At 58.8% G+C, this 19,808-nt stretch carries 20 protein-coding genes and 2 pseudogenes; 11 read left to right on the plus strand and 11 right to left on the minus strand.

The genetic code is table 11. The features are described from left to right. Positions 1 to 11 precede the first annotated feature (11 nt). Together ACK56M_RS13360 and ACK56M_RS13365 are read right to left on the minus strand one after the other, a co-directional pair. Entirely contained in the window at positions 12 to 776 is a 765-nt protein-coding gene (locus tag ACK56M_RS13360) for an SDR family oxidoreductase (protein ID WP_191472746.1), read from the minus strand. Between the two features lie 20 nt (positions 777 to 796). Continuing rightward, positions 797 to 1,594, minus strand: a complete 798-nt coding sequence (locus ACK56M_RS13365) for an SDR family NAD(P)-dependent oxidoreductase (protein ID WP_061302325.1) — start codon at positions 1,592 to 1,594, stop codon at positions 797 to 799. 106 nt (positions 1,595 to 1,700) lie between these two features. On the opposite strand from ACK56M_RS13365, the gene ACK56M_RS13370 reads away from it, so the two are divergent. Then, entirely contained in the window at positions 1,701 to 2,654 is a 954-nt protein-coding gene (locus ACK56M_RS13370; RefSeq protein ID WP_054571942.1) for a GlxA family transcriptional regulator, read from the plus strand. A 45-nt stretch (positions 2,655 to 2,699) separates the two neighbouring features. Here ACK56M_RS13370 and ACK56M_RS13375 read toward each other — a convergent pair whose 3' ends face one another. From ACK56M_RS13375 to ACK56M_RS13395, 5 genes are all read right to left on the minus strand, one after another. After that, positions 2,700 to 3,077, minus strand: a complete 378-nt coding sequence (locus ACK56M_RS13375) for an NUDIX domain-containing protein (RefSeq protein WP_024087115.1) — start codon at positions 3,075 to 3,077, stop codon at positions 2,700 to 2,702. Positions 3,078 to 3,174: 97 nt separating this feature from the next. Beyond that, complete coding sequence (locus ACK56M_RS13380) at positions 3,175 to 3,498, minus strand: hypothetical protein (RefSeq protein ID WP_054571941.1); 324 nt, start codon at positions 3,496 to 3,498, stop codon at positions 3,175 to 3,177. A 212-nt stretch (positions 3,499 to 3,710) separates the two neighbouring features. Beyond that, positions 3,711 to 5,315 (minus strand): hypothetical protein, encoded by a 1,605-nt coding sequence (locus ACK56M_RS13385; RefSeq protein ID WP_411959508.1) that lies wholly within the window; start codon positions 5,313 to 5,315, stop codon positions 3,711 to 3,713. 70 nt (positions 5,316 to 5,385) lie between these two features. Next, complete coding sequence (locus ACK56M_RS13390; RefSeq protein ID WP_054571939.1) at positions 5,386 to 7,122, minus strand: hypothetical protein; 1,737 nt, start codon at positions 7,120 to 7,122, stop codon at positions 5,386 to 5,388. Then, complete coding sequence (locus tag ACK56M_RS13395) at positions 7,119 to 8,945, minus strand: tyrosinase family protein (protein WP_411959509.1); 1,827 nt, start codon at positions 8,943 to 8,945, stop codon at positions 7,119 to 7,121. The genes ACK56M_RS13390 and ACK56M_RS13395 overlap by 4 nt, the downstream gene beginning before the upstream one ends. A 159-nt stretch (positions 8,946 to 9,104) precedes the next feature. On the opposite strand from ACK56M_RS13395, the gene ACK56M_RS13400 reads away from it, so the two are divergent. After that, positions 9,105 to 9,584 (plus strand): Lrp/AsnC family transcriptional regulator, encoded by a 480-nt coding sequence (locus ACK56M_RS13400; protein WP_003258733.1) that lies wholly within the window; start codon positions 9,105 to 9,107, stop codon positions 9,582 to 9,584. Positions 9,585 to 9,631: 47 nt separating this feature from the next. Here ACK56M_RS13400 and ACK56M_RS13405 read toward each other — a convergent pair whose 3' ends face one another. Then, positions 9,632 to 10,084 carry a helix-turn-helix domain-containing protein gene (locus tag ACK56M_RS13405; protein WP_054573578.1) on the minus strand — a complete coding sequence of 151 codons (453 nt, stop codon included), beginning with the start codon at positions 10,082 to 10,084 and terminating at the stop codon, positions 9,632 to 9,634. 173 nt (positions 10,085 to 10,257) lie between these two features. Further along, positions 10,258 to 10,944: a hydrolase gene (locus ACK56M_RS13410; RefSeq protein WP_013972601.1), complete on the minus strand. Its 687-nt coding sequence runs from the start codon at positions 10,942 to 10,944 to the stop codon at positions 10,258 to 10,260. A gap of 263 nt (positions 10,945 to 11,207) precedes the next feature. Between ACK56M_RS13410 and ACK56M_RS13415 the strand changes: the two genes are divergently transcribed. Further along, positions 11,208 to 11,669, plus strand: coding sequence for a Rid family hydrolase (locus ACK56M_RS13415; protein ID WP_411959510.1), 462 nt, complete (start codon positions 11,208 to 11,210; stop codon positions 11,667 to 11,669). A 20-nt stretch (positions 11,670 to 11,689) separates the two neighbouring features. On the opposite strand, the gene ACK56M_RS13420 is transcribed toward ACK56M_RS13415, so the two are convergent. Further along, entirely contained in the window at positions 11,690 to 12,616 is a 927-nt protein-coding gene (locus ACK56M_RS13420; RefSeq protein WP_411959615.1) for a LysR family transcriptional regulator, read from the minus strand. Between the two features lie 216 nt (positions 12,617 to 12,832). Between ACK56M_RS13420 and ACK56M_RS13425 the strand changes: the two genes are divergently transcribed. The 4 genes and pseudogenes from ACK56M_RS13425 to ACK56M_RS13440 form a co-directional block, all read left to right on the plus strand. Then, positions 12,833 to 13,255 carry a hypothetical protein gene (locus tag ACK56M_RS13425; RefSeq protein WP_411959511.1) on the plus strand — a complete coding sequence of 141 codons (423 nt, stop codon included), beginning with the start codon at positions 12,833 to 12,835 and terminating at the stop codon, positions 13,253 to 13,255. 338 nt (positions 13,256 to 13,593) lie between these two features. Then, positions 13,594 to 13,863, plus strand: coding sequence for a DUF3077 domain-containing protein (locus ACK56M_RS13430; RefSeq protein WP_025339172.1), 270 nt, complete (start codon positions 13,594 to 13,596; stop codon positions 13,861 to 13,863). A gap of 154 nt (positions 13,864 to 14,017) precedes the next feature. After that, entirely contained in the window at positions 14,018 to 14,431 is a 414-nt protein-coding gene (gene arfB / locus ACK56M_RS13435) for an alternative ribosome rescue aminoacyl-tRNA hydrolase ArfB (RefSeq protein ID WP_410952433.1), read from the plus strand. Between the two features lie 90 nt (positions 14,432 to 14,521). Then, positions 14,522 to 14,917, plus strand: a pseudogene (locus ACK56M_RS13440) (transposase); the annotation flags it as partial. Between the two features lie 283 nt (positions 14,918 to 15,200). Here ACK56M_RS13440 and ACK56M_RS13445 read toward each other — a convergent pair. Next, a complete protein-coding gene (locus tag ACK56M_RS13445) occupies positions 15,201 to 15,746 on the minus strand; it encodes a GNAT family N-acetyltransferase (RefSeq protein ID WP_158239723.1) in 546 nt (181 codons plus the stop codon). 336 nt (positions 15,747 to 16,082) lie between these two features. Between ACK56M_RS13445 and ACK56M_RS13450 the strand changes: the two genes are divergently transcribed. From ACK56M_RS13450 to ACK56M_RS13465, 4 genes and pseudogenes are all read left to right on the plus strand, one after another. Beyond that, positions 16,083 to 16,298: a hypothetical protein gene (locus tag ACK56M_RS13450; protein WP_411959616.1), complete on the plus strand. Its 216-nt coding sequence runs from the start codon at positions 16,083 to 16,085 to the stop codon at positions 16,296 to 16,298. 292 nt (positions 16,299 to 16,590) lie between these two features. Beyond that, a complete protein-coding gene (locus tag ACK56M_RS13455; protein WP_309673689.1) occupies positions 16,591 to 17,412 on the plus strand; it encodes an ABC transporter substrate-binding protein in 822 nt (273 codons plus the stop codon). Next, positions 17,409 to 18,153 (plus strand): annotated as a pseudogene (locus ACK56M_RS13460) (amino acid ABC transporter permease). Before ACK56M_RS13455 ends, ACK56M_RS13460 begins: the two are co-directional and overlap by 4 nt. A 35-nt stretch (positions 18,154 to 18,188) precedes the next feature. Continuing rightward, positions 18,189 to 19,565: an LLM class flavin-dependent oxidoreductase gene (locus ACK56M_RS13465; protein WP_061302316.1), complete on the plus strand. Its 1,377-nt coding sequence runs from the start codon at positions 18,189 to 18,191 to the stop codon at positions 19,563 to 19,565. Positions 19,566 to 19,808: the final 243 nt, after the last annotated feature.

Here is a 19,808-nt window from a genome sequence, read left to right on the forward strand (position 1 = left end):
GAGAATTGGGTTCAGGCAACAGGGATCGGGTTCTCAATCAGCGCCAGGTTGAACTGGTGAATCAGTTCGTGTTCGTTCAGGCCCTGGTTGGCTCGCAGCGGGACGACACGATCCACCAGGACTTCCGTGGTTGCGGATTCGAGCTTGACCAAGGTTTCCTGAATAAAATCATCCAGCGGCATGGCGCGCTCATCACCGCTCTTGTGAATCAGGTCGGTGTCCACCCAAGGTGGCGCAATTTCCAGTACCTTGACGCTGGTGTCACGCAGGCTGAACCGCTGCGACAGTGAGTAGGAGTGGATGGCGGCCTTGGTCGCCGAATACAACGCGGTGGCCGCTAGCGGCAGGTAGGCCAGAACCGAACTGTTGTTGATGATGCAAGCATCCGGTTGGCGCTTGAGGTGCTCGACGAAGGCCGCGCTGACGCGCACCGGGCCGAGCAGGTTGGTCTGCAGCAGGCTCACTGCTTGTTCGTCGTCGAAGTCCCCGGAAGCCGGATTGTCGAACGGCATGACGCCGGCATTGTTGATGATCACGTTCAATGCAGGATGGCGGCGGATCACATCCTGGGCCACCTCCTTTATCTGCTGCGGATCATTGATGTCCAGGCGCACTGTATCGATGCCCGGGTTGGCCTGGGCGATTTCATCCAACAGTGCCTGACGGCGCCCCGCAACGATCACTTTATTGCCACGTTGGTGGAATGCCTCGGCCAGGGCGCGGCCGATGCCTGAGGTACCGCCGGTAATGAAAATGGTGTTTGCGCTAAGTTTCATGATCCGTCTCCTTGCATTGTTCAGTTGGCGTTGTAGCGAGGGGCAAGCTGATTGCTGGACAGCTGGCCGAACAGGGCTTGCCGGCTGGCCTCGTAGCGTTCGAAGGACTTCAGGTCATGCATCGAGGGGATAGAGATCAGTACCTCGTCGTCAAAGTCCTGCAGGGCACCGTCCACCAGGTCCTGGGCCGACATCACGATGCCCGGATCGAGGTTTTCGACCGGCAAGCCGCCGATCTGCCAGAAGTCGGTGGCGGTGGCTCCTGGCAGCACTGCCTGGATCCTTATGCCTTTGTCCGCAAGCTCCTTGTGCAGGGACTGGGTAAAGGCGGTGACATACGCCTTGCTGCCACCGTACACACCATTGAGCAGCTCCGGCGCCAGGCTGACAACGGACGAGATGTTGATCACGGCGCCTTGCGCACGGGCGACAAATCCGGGGATGGCCGCGTAGGTGAGGCGGGTGAGGGCGGTGACGTTGAGGGTGATCATTTCAGCCATGCGCTCGACATCACTTTCCAGCAGGCTGGTGTGGGTGCCTATGCCTGCGTTGTTCACCAGCAGGCTGATACTGGCGTCCTCGCGCAATTTGCGTTCTACCTTGGCCAGGTCATCTGTGTTTGCCAGGTCTGCCGGAAACACCTCCACGTTCTGCCGGGTTTCTGTAGTCAGCCGGCTGGCCAACGTATTGAGGCGCTCCCGGTTGCGAGCCACCAGCACCAGGTCGTAACCCCGACGCGCCAAGCGTTCTGCGTAGATCGCGCCGATGCCGGTAGAGGCGCCAGTGATGAGGGCAGTGCCTTTGAATTGCTGCTTCATGGTCATGCTCCGTTGTTGGATGTGGAGCCCATGATGCAGAAGGTCGCCTTTGTCTTAAACGACACATATGGTAGGTTTTCAGGACATCTAGTCTGGAGCTCCAACCATGCACCGGGTCGGCTATCTCATCACCGAAGGTTTCCAGATCATGTCGCTGGCGACGCAGGCCGTGTTCGAGTTCGCGAACATTGTCGCGGGCGAAACGGTTTACAAGATCCAGAATTTTTCCATCGGCGGCGGCACGGTGCGTTCTTCTCTGGGCATGTACATGGACACGCTGCCGTTGGGCGCTCCTGGTCTGGCTGATACCTGGATGATCACGGGAACCCTGACGCCGCTGACTCCGCCAGGCGAGGAAGTGCTGGCCAGCGTCAGAGGCTTTGTCGATGGCGCTCGACGCACTGCCGGTCTGTGCACCGGCTGTTTCGTGTTGGCCCAGGCAGGCGTGCTGGACAACCGGCGGGCCACGACTCATTGGGCCTATGCGAAAAAGTTGCGTGAACTGCACCCGAAGATCGAAGTGGAAGAAGACCGAATCTTCATTGTGGACGGGCAGATCTGGACGTCCGCCGGGATGACCGCCGCCCTGGACATGGCACTGGGTATGGTGGAAAAAGACCTGGGAACCGAGATGGCCAGGTCAGTGGCACGCAAGCTGGTGATGCATCAGCGCCGCTCCGGTGGGCAATCGCAGCATTCCGAGTTGCTGGCGCTTTCGCCGAAGTCTGATCGGATACAAAACGCCCTGGATTACGCACGCAAGCATTTGAGCCGTCCATTGAGTGTCGAAGAGCTCGCCGAGTCCGTGCATTTGAGCCCCCGACAATTTACCCGCGTATTCACTGCCGAGACAGGTCAATCACCTGCCAAGGCTGTGGAAAGCCTGCGTCTTGAGGCTGCCCGCCTGATGATCGAGCAGAGTCGCCACAGCCTGGATGTGGTGGCGAAGGAAACCGGGTTCAGGGACCGTCGGCACATGCGGGAGGTGTTCATTCGTGGATTTGGTGTCCCGCCTCAAGCCGTGCGAAGAGATGCCCGGCGGGTCATATTGGTTGAATGACAACGGACCCAGCCCGATGGATGTGCGCTTTCTGGCTCTGATCCACTACACAGGAAGCAGGTGCTCTCGTTCAAGCAACTCGATGTTGGACGGCTTCACCCGAACTTCGTGAAGCTCTGGGGCGGTGAACCAGCGGCACTCGACTATCTCGTGATCTGCAGCAGGCTTTGCTCCCGCTTCAACAGGCAGCTGATAGAGGTAGTGCTCCTCACCTGCGAGCACGTAATGGTTGAGGAATCGAGCACCATTGAAGGGTAGGCAAGTTTCCTCCATCAGCTCGCGCTGCGCTGTATCCAGGTGATGCTCGCCTGGGTCAATCTTCCCGCCTGGCAACGCCCATTCAGCGCCTTGCTTGCGCACGAAAAGGATGCGTCCTGCTTGCAGGCAAATGACCGTCGAGTGTCGTTCTCTGGCGTTGTTCATCATGCCCCTCCCGTACCATGGAGGTGGCATCAGGGCAGCAATCACCCTGATGCCCGCTGCTGATTATCAGCGCTCTTTATCCCACTGCTGCTGATTATCAGCGCTCTTTATCCCACTGCTGCTGATCATCTGCCTGGTTTTGCTGACCACCCATGCGGTCCTTGTCTTGCAGGTTCTGGCTCTGCTTGTCGGTCGTACCCTGGCCGCCCTGGCCGCCCTGGCTACCCGTATCACGGGAACGTTCCCAGTCCTTGTTCATCTTGTCCTCAGGTTTTTGGCCGGATTGGCTGCCACCTTGCTGCTGACCGGGCATCCGCCCCCCCGAACCTTGGCCGCCTTGCTGGCCAGCTCCGGCAGTATTGTTGCCCATGCCGGTGTCGGCATTGCCCTGGTTGCCACCTTTGTCTTGATTGTTTGCCATGATCGCTTACCTCGGGTCAAACACAGGAAGGTCTGTGTGTACTGTTATGACCGAGGCCCGTTCGCGCGGTATTCAAGGAATATTTGGCTAGCTGACTAAACGCATGAATTTCAGGGGTACGAGATTTTGGTGTGTGGGCAGGAAGGTGCCTGAAGGGCAGCGCCATCTGCGAAACCCTGTTCGGGGCGATCGGAGATCGCCCCTTTTGCGGTTCAGGGGCGGTCCTTGAGGGTTTCGAAGGCTTTGACGCTTTTGATCAGGCTTTTGTTGCTGGCGGAGCCGGCACTGTTGAACAGGAAAGAGAAATCCGAGGCCAATGACGGGCTGCCGGCAATCGTCGCGTACTGATGGCACTGATTGCAGTTATCACCCTGTACGTAGGTCTCCATGGTGGTGTTGGCCACCGGCACGTTCCCCTGGCTGATGAACGGCCCGTACGACAGCGGCACTTGCGCGTTGGCGCCCGGTTCCGGGCTGGGCGGATTGGGAGCGAGGGTCCAGAGTACGTTGACCAGCTTGTAGTACTGAAACACCGACTTGCCTTGGCTGTGCTGCGCGAAGTTGGCTTGTACCGCGCTGTTGAGGGCTTGCAGGTCGCCGGGCACGGGGTGTTCGCGGGTGGTCTGTACCGGCTGGTCGCGCGGGAAGAGATCGGTGCAGTCCTTGTCGGGATGCGTTTGCTTGCACTGGATACGGGCTTGGTTTGGTGTGCACTCGGGGCCGTTGCCACAGTCAGGGTTGTTGAAGGCAAACCCGTTTGGCGGGGGTTGTTGCGGCGGAACCTGGGCCGGTTCGGGCACGTTGTCCACCTGCTCGAAGGTGGTCCAGATGAAGTTGGGCGAAGCCTGGGTCTTGTTGATGATATGCAGGCCCACCAGCCCCACCACCTCCTGGGTGCACTCCAGCGTGTCGGGGCGTTTGAGCCAGGCCACGGTAGTCAGGTAGCGCCCGAACAGCTCGGGTTTGCCGGTCAGTACCCGCCAGGCGGCCTTGAGCTCGATCGCGCCCAGTTGCTCCTGTGGCACTGGGGAGGTAGGCAGTGAGCGCATCGGTTCGCCGATGGGCAGTGACAGACCCTCCGGTGTCTGGCCGTCGAGGTTTCGCGCGACCTTCAATTGGTTGGCGGCGTCGTAGAGCCCCTTGTCGACGATGTAGTCGAACTCGGCCTTGCCCACCTTGCGTTCAAAAAACACCAGTTTGCCCGCCTGGTCCGTCAGCCAGCCGCCGGACGCTTCCATGACCGGGTCGGGAATGGAGGCAAGTGTCCCGGTCGACAGGTGGAAACCGTGCAAGGCATTGATCGCGCCTTCGGAGGTGGCGTTCATGAACTTGCGCGCGCCCACCTTGAGTGTCTTGAGGCTACCTTGGGTGCTGCAGTCGGACGGTACCAGGGTTTGCACGCCCCAGCCGGTGGGCGTGGGGGCGCCGGGCAGGAAGATGTCGTTGGCGTCCTTGTAGCTGGCCCATACCGGGGCCACGCTCATGGGTTGACCCGGTGTGGAGGGGACCCCGAACTGCGCCAGCGTGCTTTGCATGTCGGGTTCGCCCGCCAGGCTGGCGGTGGCCGGCCAACCGGGGTTCACCGGCCAGTTCAAGGCAATGAACAACTGCCAGCCAAAGCAGTTCATGAACGCCTGGCTGGTGGCATTGAAGTTGTTGACCGGCAGGAATCCCCCGCTGGCCGGGTTGAACACCAATTGCTGCTGTACACAGGTATCGGCGTCCGACAGCGTGGCCGCCGTGGCGGGTTGCGGGGTCGACAGGCACAGTAGAATGCCGCACAGCAGCGACAGAAGACTCAAGCGTGACCTGGACATCATTGCGCTCCTTGCAAGCTGTGAAGCCGCACCCGAAGGTGCGGCGGTAGAAGGGCGTAAGTGGCGTGGCTCAGGCGCCAGGCACCAGCGCCAGGCCAGACTCCCAAGGGTGGTCTGTCGCGCTCACGTTAACGTCTTCACCCGGGTTGAGGGCACGCAATGCCACCAGGCCGGGTGCTGCGGAGGGGCTGACCGTGATGGTCAGGATGTAGGCCTGGGTGCCGCCCGAGTTGGTCTGGCCGGGAATGGCCGACGCGTCGGGCAGGTACTGGGTGACCTGCGCCGTCACCCCGGGGTTGGAGAATTGCACCCTGGCATTCTGCGCCGTGGTAGTCGGGTCGGCACCTTGCACCACCAGCACGAACTGGTTGCTGCTACCCGGTGCAAGCCAGGCGGGCAGGTCGGTGGGGGATTGCCCGTAGAACAGGTCCAGCGGCAGCAGTTGCACTGGCCAGGGTTGCAGGCCGGCTACCCGGTCCTGCACGCATGGGAATGCTTGGGGCGTGGCGCTGAGCGGCTTGACGGTGACGCTCAGGCCGACCAACAGTTGTTGGGCGATGACCCACACATAGTTGACCTTCTGGTTGTTGATGGTGATGTCATTGATCGAGAAACCAGCGCTTTCCGGCACCTCGAACACCGCCTGCAGGATCTGGTCGGAACCGTTGGCAGCCGACTTGGCCGTACCGCGCGTGATGCGCCAGTACTGGCTCACGTCCTGGCCTTGTGGGCCCTTCCAGGCGCTGAAATCGGTGGGCTGTTGCAAGTACAGGCCAATGGGGTTGGTCAGCGACAGTCGGTTGTTCACCGCCGTGGTATTGGCCATGAAACCGATGTGCGGATCAGAGTTGCGATAGTTTTGCCCGTACTGCGCGCAGCAGATCAACGACTGGGCGTTCTGGCTGCTGCTCACCGGGCGCAGGATGGTGGCGGCGGCGGCCAGGTACACCTCGGCGCTGAGGGTATTGGGGCCGGAGGTCAGGTGCATCGCACCGCCATACTGGCCGGGCACACAGGCCGTTCCGGCGTTCCATTTGTTGACGGTGTCATAGGCCGGCTTGCCGGTGGTGGGGTCGATGACCGGGTCGCCGGCTTTGCCGGTCGGGCAGTCGACGGTGTAGCGCAGGTACAGGTCTTCGAGTTGCACGTTCGGGTCGATGTAGTCGCGGTACAGCCCCAGTACTGCGTTAGGGTCGATGCGCCACATGGTCAGGAAGTACGCGGGGTTTTCGCAGGTGAAGGTGATCTTGCGCATGTTGCCGTTGGCATCGCGTACGATCGACCACTCGCAGTACTCGTCGAGCCAGCCCCGAGGCCCGGAAGGCGAGAACGCCGTGTACTTGCCGTTCCAGTCGATGCTCGGGCAGCGCTTGGCCGGCAGTTGCAGCACGGTACCTTGTTTGTTGGGGTCGTAGAGCATGTAGAGGGTGTTGTCGAGGGTGATCTGGCCGTGGTCGGTCAACTCCATCACCTGGTCCAGGGTCATGGCCTTGCCACCCAGCTGGGGAATGACCGCCGCACCGTTGTTGTAGAAAAACGTCCAGAGCCGGTTGGGGAAGGGCGCCCAGGTGATCGCCGGGGCGGTCACGTCGCCGAAACCTTCCACCAGCGGGTTGTAGTAACCCGAGCGGGGGGCGTCGTTCAGGCCCGACCAGGGGTTGCCAATGATCGACGATTCGGTCCAGCCGGTGAGGTTGTTGTTCCAGTCGGTTTCAAACTGCGGCAACTGGTCTTCCAGGCCCAGCTTGTTGTAGTCCTTGGGGGCTTGGCCGGCGGGAGAGGTGAACTGCTTGAAGGGCGTGCTCATGTCGGTTCTCCTGATGTGCGTGAGGTGGAAGCAGAGCAGCAGCCGGCGACCGGGGGCGGGCCGGCGAGGGTCTGGCGCGGGTCGTCCCACTCCAGTTGGGCGATGAAACCGGGCAAGGTCATGTATTCGTCAGGCGTCAGCACGCGGCCGCTGTCGAGGTGGGTCACCACCAGCGACAACTGCACCGCATCGCCGCGACCAAGGCCCAGCGCAGCAGCGTTGCGGGCCGCATTCAGTGCACGGGACACGCCGTGGGTGATGCACCGGCCCTTGTCGTCCACCAGCCCCATGCCGATACGGCTGAAGCGCCCCACGTAATGGGGGTTGTCGACGCTTACGTCCTGCGTGGCAGCCTCGGGCTGGTCGAGAAAGACATCGATCAGATAGGTGTCATGGGTGCAGCGCACATGATCGAACACCACCCACGGCCCGGGCCCTGCGGCGTTGCCCGCGGCAGGCCCGGCTTTTGCGCTGTGCTTGCAGCAGGCGCCGGTGGCCGCCTTGGGCGCGCCGAATTGTGGGGCCACCGGCACGCCGTAGTCGTAGCCGATGTGCCGGCTGTCCTGGGCCATGTCGCCGATGGTGGTGTAGCGCCAGGCGTCGGCGCTGGTGAAGGTGAGCTGCGTGGCGTCGTGGCCGGAGAACGGCTGGAGCAGGCACTGCGTGGTGAATTGCGCCCCGGGGTTGGCCCTGATCCATACCTCGAGCATGCGGTCGATATTGGCGTGGTAGGAGCAGAACACTGGGTCGAAGGCGGTGTAGGCGTTGTCGGCCATGTCACCGCCGATCCAGCCGTGATAGTTGTCGTGGGGTTGCTCGTACAGGCCGTCGAAGTTGAGGGCACGATTGGGGTACAGGCTGTCCTTCTGGGGCGGGTCGAACACCGGGATGTTGGCCCACGGATAACCGGGCACACCCTGTGGTTGGCTGAAGGTGGTGAACTTCAGGGCATCTACCACCTGTTGCTGGAAAATCCGGCTCATGCCGAACAAACGGGTGCGCTCCGAACGCGAGTCGTCACCGTGGGTGTAGAACAACCGGTCGCGTTGCACATACCGGCAGTCCACCCCTTTGACCGCACCGTTGGCGCACACTTTCGAACAACCATCCTTGGCGGCCGCGTAGCGCAGGGGGTTGGGCCGGGTTTCGCCGGTGTGGGGGTGCACATAGGTTTCATCGAGAAAAGCCTGGGGCAGGCCGGCCTGTGGGCTGCCGTCGACGCTGGCGTCTTCGGCCATCCAGTCCCAATAGGGAATGGCACAGTCGATCAGTTGTTCCAGGTACAACAGGTAGGCCCGGTGCCAGAGGGCAAACGCCTCCTGATAATGCAGGCACCAGTTGGTGTGGATGTAGGCGTAACGTTGCCAGGGCGAACCACTGTCGGGGTCGCCCACCTGCATCACATCGTCCAGGCGGGCGCGGTACAGGTTCAGCTCCTCAAAGGTCAGGGCGCGGATGTCCTTTCTCACCCGCCTGACCGATTGGGGCAGGTCTGGTGGCGGGATGCGTTCGGCCAGATCGAAGGGAGAATCGGCGTCCAGGCGCCAGCCCTGGTTGACCCACAACCTGAAGGTTTCCAGCGCATCGATCGGCCAGAACTGTTGCTGGTCGAGGGTCAGCGGCATGTTGCGCGAGGCCAGGTGCTGGTAGATGGTTTCTGACCAGGTTTTGACCGACTCCGGGTCGTCCAGGTAGACGAAATAGGCGTTCATGCACCCGGTCCAGGAGGCTGCCACGGCCGCGCGCTGCGCAGCGGGAATCCAGTAGGGAGCGGTAAAAAGGCCGTGGATGTCCGCGGTCCATGTCGGTTTCGCGATGATCATAAGGTCCCTCTCATGCGCCCCGCAGGCCATATTCGACCGGGCTGCTAAGCTCAGTTGATGGTAAAGAGCTGGCGCGCAGGGAATCGTGCAAATTGGCGCGTCCTTGCGGCGGATTCATTGCAGTTTTTCAGGGAAGACACGTGAAAAATGACAGACGCCATGGATCTGAAGATTCTGGGAAAGCTGCAAAAGGATTGCAGCCAGAATCTGGAGTTGCTCAGCGACAGCGTTGGGCTGTCTTCCACCAGTTGCTACCGGCGTATCAGGCGCCTGGAGAGCGCAGGCATCATCAAGGCCAAGGTCGCGATACTGGACGAGCGCAAGCTTGGCATTCAGGTGACTGCCTTCTTTCTGGTGAAGCTGGACCGCGACAGCAACGACATCGACCGCAAGATGCAGCACATCCTGGCCAGCCACCCGGAGATTCAGGACTGTTACCTGATGACGGGCGAGTTCGACTTCGTGATGGTTGCCAAGTTTCGCGATGCCACCGAGTACACCGACTATATCTACCGGTTTCTCGACACTTACCGGGATATTCCGATTCGCACTTATTCCTCGACGCTGGTGGTGCGTACGGTGAAGAAATCGTATGAATTGCCGCTGGGAGGAGGGCTGCAGCAGGCTGTCGATGCCTGACAAAGCTAGCGCGGTACCTTGAACCGCTCGTGATACTCAGCATTTATTCAAAGGTAGATTGCTGCCGTAGTGTCGAAAGAGTACAGATGTGCTCCTTGATTGAGCAAAGGCTCAGTTTGAATGGACGCTTGTCGCTGCCAAGCCTGCGGCGACATCCCCTCGGCCTTCACGAATGTGCGGCAAAAGTGGGACTGATCGCAGAAGCCGCACTCCAGTGCGATCTCAGCGAGCATCATTCCCGAGCCCCCCAGTAGTTCCTTGCTTTTGCGCAAGCGTTGTTCACGCATCCACTGCTGCGGGGGCACGTGCATGGTATCCCTGAACATTCGTGTGAAATGGCTACGCGACAGCGAGCAGGCTTGGGCGAGCTCCGTAACAGTTATGCCAGTGTCCAGGTTCTCCAGCATCAACCTCTTGGCAGTCGTGACCTGCCAGGGCTTGAGGAGCCCGGTCGTTTTCAGTGCGACAGTCGCCAGCACAGTGCAGTGATCGCTGTTCATACAAATCCATTAATCAATGAAGTGGGCACGCACGTTTCGAGTGGGCAGGGCTGGCCACTGCAGCCTCGGGCGGGCTACAGACGATAACGCTCGATTCGATGGCCTGGCTCAGCCAGCCGGCGTACCCATCAGCGGGTCATTGAACAGCCCCTGGATGCAGGGGCTGGCAATGGTCAGACAGCGGCAGCAACCGGGGCCAGGGTTGGGCCGTGTTGAACGCGCTCTGGTGCTTTGTGCACCATGGTGTAGGCATAGTCGACACCCATGCCGTAGGCGCCGGAGTGTTCTTTCACCAGTGCCATGACGGCATCGTAGGTGTCGCGGTTTTTCCAGTCGCGTTGCCACTCCAGCAGCACTTGTTGCCAGGTCACCGGAACCACGCCTGCCTGAATCATGCGCTGCATGGCGTAATCGTGGGCTTCCTTGGTGGTGCCACCGGAGGCGTCGGCAACCATGTAGATTTCATAGCCGGCATCGTTCATCGCCGACAGCGCGAAGGTGGTGTTGCACACCTCCGTCCACAGGCCGGAAACGATGATCTTGTTGCGCCCGTTTTTCTTCAGCGCGTCACGCACCTTCTGGTCATCCCAGGAGTTCATGGAGGTTCGCTCCAGCAGCGGAGCGTCGGGGAAGACGGCGAGCAGCTCGGGGTAGGTGTGCCCAGAGAAGCTTTCAGTCTCGACCGTCGTGATGGTGGTGGGCACATTGAAGATCCTGGCTGCCTTGGCCAGGCCCACGGTGTTGTTCTTCAGCGTCTGGCGGTCGATGCTCTGAACGCCGAAGGCCATCTGTGGCTGCTGATCGATGAAGATCAGTTGGCTGTTGAATGGGGTCAGTACTTCAGTTTTCGGATTGTTCATTTGTGTTCCCTGTCAGCTGGATGATGGTCATCGCACAAGTCACGGCGCCTGCTTTTCGCAGGCTGTGCTGAGGCACTGGATGACGTCCTCAGTGATGCCCGTTGCTTGAGTCCGAGAACAAGATAGCCAATCGCAGAGCGAAGCGGTGGCGCACTTTTGCGCTCTCAAAGGCGCATTAATGCGCCCTTCGTTTGTTCATCCTGTTGCTAGTATTCGCACGCAAACGCGGGTCTACCTGATCCGGTTTACGCCAGGAGAAAGCGATGGCAGCTTCACAACCACTCAACAAACAAACCGCCTATTGGGGCGTTCCGTGGGAGAATTCTTACGGGTATCCGCAGGCACGGCGGGTAGGGGATGAGATCTACGTATCGGGCCAGTTCAATCATGACGGAGAAGGGAACCTGATCGCGCCGGCACCCTTGGATCGTGACGGCAGGCCCTGTGATTTCTCTTCGATGGGGGATCAGATGCGCGCCGCCTACGACAATATTGCCAAGCTGCTCGCGCTATACGGAGCGACGCTTGAAGATGTCGTGGAAGAGACGCTGTACGTGCTGGACATGGACGCGGCCTTTGCCGTGGTCGGCAAGGTGCGCAAGGCCGCCTACGGCACGGAACGGCCTCAATGCGCCAGCAACATCATCGGCGTATCGAGGCTTGCCCAGCGCCCACAGCTGATCGAAATCGCCTGCAAAGCGGTACTTGGCTCACACGCTGAGTGACCCGCACTCCCGGTTTCGCTCTACGTGACCGGGAGTACCAGTTGGCCCTCGATCAACGGCTTCTGGTTGGCAACGGCAGCTGCACAGAACGTCATGAATGCTTTGACCCGCCACGATTTACGGATGTCCTGGTGCGTCAGCAGCCACAGCTCATCCTGCAGCTCCGGCACCACCGGGCCGACGCGTTCTAGCCCAGGCGTGATATCACCCAACATGCAGGGCAAAAAACCCACCCCTAGGCCTGCCGCGATTGCAGCACTTGCCGCCGCAACCGAATCGGTGCGGTACGAGATGCACTCGGCAGCGACCCTGTCTTCGACATAGCTCGTTGCCTTGAGCCCGCGTAGCGCTGCGGAATAGGAAACCCATGCCTGGCCTTCAGTGAACAGAGGAGCAGGCGTTGTATGGTTGCTGCTGCCGTAGGGAGCCCAGGCGATTGTGGCCAGTTTGCGGCCCACCAGGCTTTCGGCGGGTTTCCTGGTCGCTCGAACCGCAATATCCGATTCGTCTCGCGCAAGGCTCAGTGATTCGTTGCCCACCAGCACCTCAATCGTGATGCCTTCATTGAGGGCCTTGAAGTCCGCGATGATGGGGGTGAGGAAGTAAAGAAGCAGTGAGTCGCTGGTGGTGATACGAAGCTTTCCGAGTGGCCCCTGGCCGGCACGTGAGACACGCCGCGTCACGCTGACAATGTCCAGCTCCACGCGCTCGGCGAGGGCACGCAATTCCGCGCCCTCGATGGTGAGCAGATAGCCTGATTTGCGGTGATCGAACAAGGCTACGCCCAGTGTTTTTTCAACCTGGGAGACTCTTCGGGAGACAGTGGACACGTTGATGCCGAGCTTCTTGGCTGTGGCAGCGCGATTGCCACACTCACTGAGCGTTTTGATGATCCGCAGGTCGTCCCATGAGAGCTGGTTGGCAGCCTCGCCCACGTTCCATTTCACGTCCTTGGGGGTAGCCGGGGTAATTGGGACATTTCCAGGTAACGACTTCACGAAATCCGTTCCAGATCAGATTGCGACGATCATACGAGAAGGGGCTGCGTGAACCAAGTATCAGCATGAAGGCGAAGGAGGGGGCTTCGGTCGTCCCTTCATGCACACTCAACACTTGTCGGCGTTATCCTGTCTGTTGAGCCGAGAGTCTTTGGGGAATTACTCATGCGCAAGTTGACACTGTTGTTGGCGATCGCTGCATTTGCAGGTTGCCAGGCGCCGATGCCAACTGCCAACCCACAGATGGCTTGGGTCGATCTCTCGACGCCATTCCCGAATGACCGTGTGCTGTTGGCCGAACGCCTGGATAAACAACGCCTGCGTGATGGGCGCTTCTTTGAGGTCAGCCCCGGCAGCCATGAATTGGTCGTCAGGTTCGACTACGAAGTAAATGGTGGCGGTGGCATCAGCCTGATGGGAGGTACCACGGTAAGGCAATGCTACCTGACCATCGACTATGAGCATTTCAAGGCTGGACAGCGTTACGTGCTCGAGGCCCGCTCCATGGCCATGACGCCAGAGGCGAGGCTTTATGATGCGAAGGGAGAGATTGTGGCAGAGGTTAGGGAATTCTATTGCCTGATGTGATGATGAATCGTTCGTTGTTCATTGATTACAACTAGCCTCGAAAAATCAGATTTTTTCGCTTTCTTGTAGGGCATTTCCCAAAGATACTGTTGCCGCCTATTTTCCGTTGCGGGTGCCCTGGCAGGGCTCTAGTCTGGGCCTGTCGCTGCTCATCAGTGACACGGCTTTGACAGGCCGTAACGGTTTAAGCATTCGGCTTTCCCTTTATGGTGGCTGTGCGTGGGGCACGCTTGCGTGCGCCGGAACTTGCTTATTCCGCCGGTCTGTCAACCTACGTACAGCTGCCACCCTTCTGTTTGACAGCAGTCAGGTGGCGCACTCATAAAGGTAATAAGCAATTGACTACTGACGAATCGAACGAGAAAACCACCGTAGGCAAGACCACGTTCTACCAAGGTGAAAACCAGACCCATCCGTTGTTTCGCATCGAAGCCGGCATTCCTTGCAAGAGCGCTCGGGAGCAGTCTTCGGAATTGATGGGGTACGTGCGGGAACTGACGATTGTCGGGTTGATGGATGAAAAGCCGATGATGATCTGGGCCGCGCATTACCTGAGCGCGTTGGCCAAGGCGCTTATGGACGATGCCGAACTGGGTATGATGCGCTGACTTCATTCCACCCGCGGCGGTACGCGAAACGCGGCCGCCATTCACAATGGCGGAGTGGGGTGCCTCGATCATTGTGGTTGAGGTCAACCCTATTTTGTTCTGTGGGTGAGCGGCGAAGGCTGTGATAATGGAGGGGAATTACAAGGGCCATGCCATGCTGACCATCTCCAATAATCTGCATCTGCCAGATGCCGACATCGAACTGACCTACATCCGCGCGCAAGGCGCAGGTGGGCAGAATGTCAACAAGGTGTCCAGCGCCGTGCACCTGCGCTTTGACATTCCCGCCTCGTCGCTGCCCGAGTTTTACAAGGAGAGGCTGTTGGCGCTGCGTGACAGTCGCATCACCGGTGAAGGCGTGTTGATCATCAAGGCACAACAATACCGCACACAGGAGCAGAACCGTGCTGACGCACTGGCGCGCCTTGCCGAGTTGATCATCACTGCCGGCAAGACCGAGAAGAAACGCCGTCCCACCAAGCCGACCCTTGGCTCGAAGACCCGTCGCCTCGAAGGAAAAGCGAGGCGCAGCACTGTCAAGGCGGGTAGGGGTAAGGTGGAGTTCTAGGCTCTGTACGAAATCCCGACAAGCCCAATCGACGCCCTTCGGAAGCTGAAATTCTGTAGGGTTCCCGGCCATCTACGAAGGAATTCTGTGATGGCAAAGCGTTACGAACCCTCGGATGAGGCCTGGACTGTGGTCGGGAGCGGCCCCGACTGAGCGACCTCCTGATGCTCGATGGCGTGCTCTGGGTACTCTGTTCGGGCGCTGCGTGGCGAGATATGCCGGAACGCTTCGGCCCATGGTCAAAGCGGTTCCGGGGTTGGCGAAACCAGGCACCTTCGATCAGATGCTCAAACGCTTGCACCTGAGATTGAATTAGCAAGGCTTGATCGATTTGCAAGCTTGGATGATCGACTCAACTGCTTTACGCGCAACCCGAGCCTCTTCTGGCGCCGGGGAAAAAGGGGGCCTGACGAGCCTGCCGATCACGCTCTAGGCCGCAATCGCGGCGGCCTGACAACCAAGATCCAAATGCTCTGCGACGCCAGCAGGGCCTGATGCCGTTGCAACTGATCTTCGACGGTTAAGCTGGCCAGAAATGCATCTGGCAGGACTCTTTGGAACGTCGCCTGCCAGGCCTCCACCGTAACGACCGCGATGCCTGCCAGATCATCAGGGGCTGCCGGGGTAACGAGCAAGTCCATATAAGTTCTCAGGGAGCCTTTCGACTGGGTTATGTTCGTGACAAATCGCCTTATCCACACGCATCAATTACCCAGCTCTAGCTCTGCTTGCCATGGCCGAGTGAATGCTTGCAGAGCGATCTGTTTCGTCATGAATCGAGCATCAAGCCATAGCGGGTAAGCGGGAGTGATTCACCGCTTTTTTCAAAGATGCGTTGGCTTCCTGCCTGCGCTGAAAAACCATGCTTGCAGTAAAAGCGTGTGGCTCGCTCGTTGCCATCGAGCACCCACGCACAAACCTGTTGATAGCCATGACCCATCAATGCCTGCCGGGCCTCTGCCCAGAGAGCCGTACCAATACCACACGCCCAGAATGCCGGGTCGAGGTAGATTGCCATCAGTTCAGCAGTGCCGGTGGGAGCATCCTGGTCACGGCTAGGGCCGAACGAAACCCAGCCAACCACTTGCCCATCCAATTCGGCAACGCGAATTGACGGGCTGTCAGACTCGATTGCCTTCTTCAGGAACACCACACGGCGTTCCACACTGGTGTCCCAGGAACTCAGGTATCGTTTTGACAACAGCCCTTCGTAGGCGCTTTGCCAACTGCGGATGTGAAGGATGGCAATGGCAGCGGCATCATCACTGACAGGCTTGCGAACAAGGAGCTTGGGTAACAAGCTGATGCTATCCATGCGATCAGATCTAAAAGGGTAATGCGTAGACTTTTGCATGCGCCATGCCAGTTGGCGAGTTACGATCAACTGGCGCTTATGGCGGCATCAGCAAATTTTTCCTGCTTCCCAACCACACAAACTGTTTCGGTGGTGTTCTCAGACCAACAGTAACGGCCTGGTTCCATCCAGCCATGGCTATCGGGGGTTTAACGCTTCGCACAGGGCGGTCAACCACATGAGTGTTTCGAAGGAATGGCTGGAGTCAGCCATTCACGCGCTGGAAGTACGTCTTCTTGAACGCGAGTCTCGCCTTGATCGCGCGACATACTGAAAAGCTTGCTGGCTCCAGATTTTGTGGAATTTGGCGCGAATAGTGCCGTTTCGAACCGAACACAGCTCATAGACGCCTTGCTGGAACAGGACTTTGTCCAGCGTCAAATCAACGATTTTCAGATACGCATCCTGTCCGAAAAAGTGGTGCTGAACACCTATCGATGCACTGTCCTCAGTCCGAGCGGCAGCAGCGAATCCTGGAGAAGCTCAATATGGCGCCAGGTGGGAGGCGATTGACAAATGGCATTCCACCAGGGAACGGCGAGGGCAAAAAAATAATAAATGGCGTCAGCAGTTGAATGGCCGCTACAGGTCGAAAGCTGCCGGTCACGACTGACCGCAATCGGCCAAAAGCACCCGTTCGTTTGATTTAGATACTCCGGAGCTATTCAACCGCGAACCCATTCGCTGCATTCCTGGAACAGCAGGGATATAGCTGGGCAATCCATTGATATTCCATAATGTTAGTACGAAAGGATTTTATATTGCGTTTTAATATTTAAATCCTTTGCTAACTGAGTACCTGTCGTTGAAAGCCATATCTCTCCTCCCTGCTGGCCTGGCGCTCCTTGTTGCCTGTTCCTCTGCCTTCGCTGGCTCGACCCTTGAACGCGTAGAAAACAAAGGCGAGCTCACCGGCGTACTGATGGAAAACTACCCGCCGTTCTCGTTCCTGAATGAACAGAACCAGCTCGACGGGTTCGACGTGGACGTCGCCAAGGCAGTGGCTAAACGGCTAGGGGTCAAGCTCAAGCTCGAAACACCTTCGTGGGATGTCATCGCCGCTGGGCGCTGGAGTGGGCGCTACGACATTTGTGTTTGCTCCATGACGCCAAGCAAGGCGCGGGCAGAGGTATTTGATTTCCCTGTCGAGTATTACCAATCCCCTGCGGTGATCGTGGTCAATGCTAGAGACAGTGGCATCAGCTCCGGTAAAGACCTGTCAGGGAAGAAGGTTGGCGTGATCAGTGCGTCCACCTATGAAGCCTATCTGAACAAGGATCTCGTCATCGAGGGGGCAGAGGACAAACCCCTGACGTACCCGTTTGACAGCGTCCAGATTGCACCCTATGACAACGAAACCGTAGCGTTCCAGGATTTGGCCCTAGGCACCGGAGTACGACTGGACGCCATGGTCACCAATCTGATTACAGCCAAAGAGCGTATCGCCCAAGATCCTCGATTCAGGATTGCTGGCGATACCCTGTATGCCGAGCCCAACGTAGTCGCCGTTGAGAAAAACGATCCCCAGTGGAGTGAGAAAGTTGCCCAGGTTGTGACTGAACTCAAAGCGGATGGGACGCTGGCCAAGATCTCCGAAAAGTGGATTGGCGCTGATATCACCAAATGACAGCCCTCAATCCACATCCGGCCAAAACCGCGCTGCCGTCCAAGACACAGAAGGATCGAATTCGACGAATATTCGGGTTCAAAACCCGTTTGTATCTGACCTGGGTAGCGTTACTCGGCGCCTGCGTGCTTTTCTTCCTGAGCTTCGACCTCAAGTTCTCGATTATTCTCGATAAGCTGCCAAACCTGGTTGGACTCAAACTGGGGCCCAATGGGTTCCTGCAGGGCGCAGCACTGACGTTGTTCCTGTGCTTTTGCTCGATCTGGCTTTCGCTGGTACTGGGGTTCGTAACAGCGCTAGCACGGCTTTCTCGAAGCGCTGTGGCCTTTGGAGTGGCGAGCTTCTACGCCTCCTTCTTCCGTGGCACGCCTTTGCTGATTCAGATTCTGCTTATTTACCTGGGGCTGCCACAGCTCGGCGTAGTGCCCGGCGCAATCAGTGCAGGCGTTAATGACTCCGCCCGCGACGTTCTTTCACATCATCCTGCCCCAGGCGATGCGGACGATCATCCCTCCGATAACCAGCCAGTTCATCTCCATGCTCAAAGACTCATCGTTGATTTCGGTGATGGGGGTATGGGAAGTGATGTTCCTGGCGCAGTCCTACGGCCGCTCTTCTTACCGCTACATCGAGATGCTGGCCACCGCCGCACTCATCTATTGGCTTCTGTCCATTGGGCTGGAGCTTATCCAACACCGCCTCGAGCGCTATTACGGCAAAGGCTTTCAGGATCAGCGATAAGTTGAGCGCTGATATCAATGATTACAGGAACAGTGATGTCCGACCCTAAACCCCTATTGTTTGCCCTCTACGAACAAGCCAGCGTCGGTTGCGGTGGCGCGCCGAGCTTGTGGACACATCCGGCTGATGAACGTCTGGCCGCCAACACCTTCGAATTCTGGGCCAACCAGGCGCGCATCGCTGACCAGGCCAACCTCGACATGCTGTTCTTCGCAGATGTGTTGGGCTTCTATGATGTATTCGGCGGTCATGCGCAGGCCGCCGTGAAGTGGGCTGTCGAGGCCCCTGCAAATGACCCGCTGATGATCATCCCGGGATTGGCTGCGATTACGAAGAATCTGGCGTTCGGCGCTACCGTGTCCACGACCTACGAGCATCCTTTTGCCCATGCCCGTCGCTTCAGCACGCTCGATCACATGACCAACGGCCGGATCGGTTGGAACATCGTCACCTCCTATCTTTCCAGTGCTGCGCGCAACTTCGGCCTGGAGGAAATGCTCAAGCATGGGGATCGATACGAGCGCGCCGAGGAGTTCATGGATGTGGTCTACAAACTTTGGGAGGGCAGTTGGGCAGACGACGCAGTAGTGGCCGACAAAGCCCGCCAAGTGTACGCCCAAGGCGACCGGGTCAAGTCGATCGACCATGTAGGAGAACGCTATCGAGTGGCAGGGCCTCATCTGTCCGCTCCGTCGCCACAGCGAACGCCACTCCTGATTCAGGCGGGTTGGTCTGGAAGAGGCCGCGAGTTCGCAGCCAAACATGCCGAACTGATCTTCATAGCCAAGTCGAATCCACATGAAATCCGTCAAGGGTTGGAAGAAATCTGGACGATGGCTGAGGCGCGTGGTCGTGCTCGGGATGACGTACAGTCGCTGACAGTGCTGCGCATCGTGACGGCGAAAACTGAAATAGAAGCCCAGCGCAAGTACGACGAGCTCCAGAGCAACTATCACTTGGAAGCACAACTCGTCAGCTATGCCGGCGACACAGGCATCGACCTAAGCCGCTACGCGGATAGCGATGCGTTGTCGACACATACCGAGGGTCTTACTTCCTACATGATGCGACCCGACGGAAGCGGTAAGCCTTTAACCGCCGGGGACGTCAGAAAGCGCTTCGCCAATGTCACACGGGGTACCGATCTCATCCTGGTGGGCACTCCGGAGCAGGTCGCAGACCGAATCGAAGAGCATGCACGGATCTCAGGTACGAGCGGCTACATGCTCAACCCCTTGACGAGCCCTGGAACCCTGGAGGACTTCGTAGAATGGGTGGTGCCAGCGCTGCAAAAAAGAGGGCTCTACCGAACCAGTTCTCAGAGCGGGAGCTTGCGATCCAGATTGAGAACTGACGGATCCAGCCGCTTGCCAGCGACTGCATACGGAGCTTCTTTCCGGTTCCCTGTATGACAGGCGTCATCGGGATACAAAAACATGGTGGCGCCTATCTCCTGTAGCGGATGAGCGCCAGCTCCGGCGGAGCATAAGCGTCCGGGCAAGTCACCGTTAGCGCTTTATCACTGTCCGCTTTTGGCCGTTAGCTGTCAGGAGTGAAGGGTAGCTTTGGGTCGAAACCGGCCTCTGGTGAGCGGCTGCTTCCGACCGATTGTGTTGAAAAAGGCGGTTCTGCGGCAGCCAGTCGGCCAGGTGCGC

This window comes from Pseudomonas sp. s4 (assembly GCF_046764235.1).
In the GTDB taxonomy this organism is placed as follows: Bacteria; Pseudomonadota; Gammaproteobacteria; order Pseudomonadales; family Pseudomonadaceae; genus Aquipseudomonas; species Aquipseudomonas asiatica.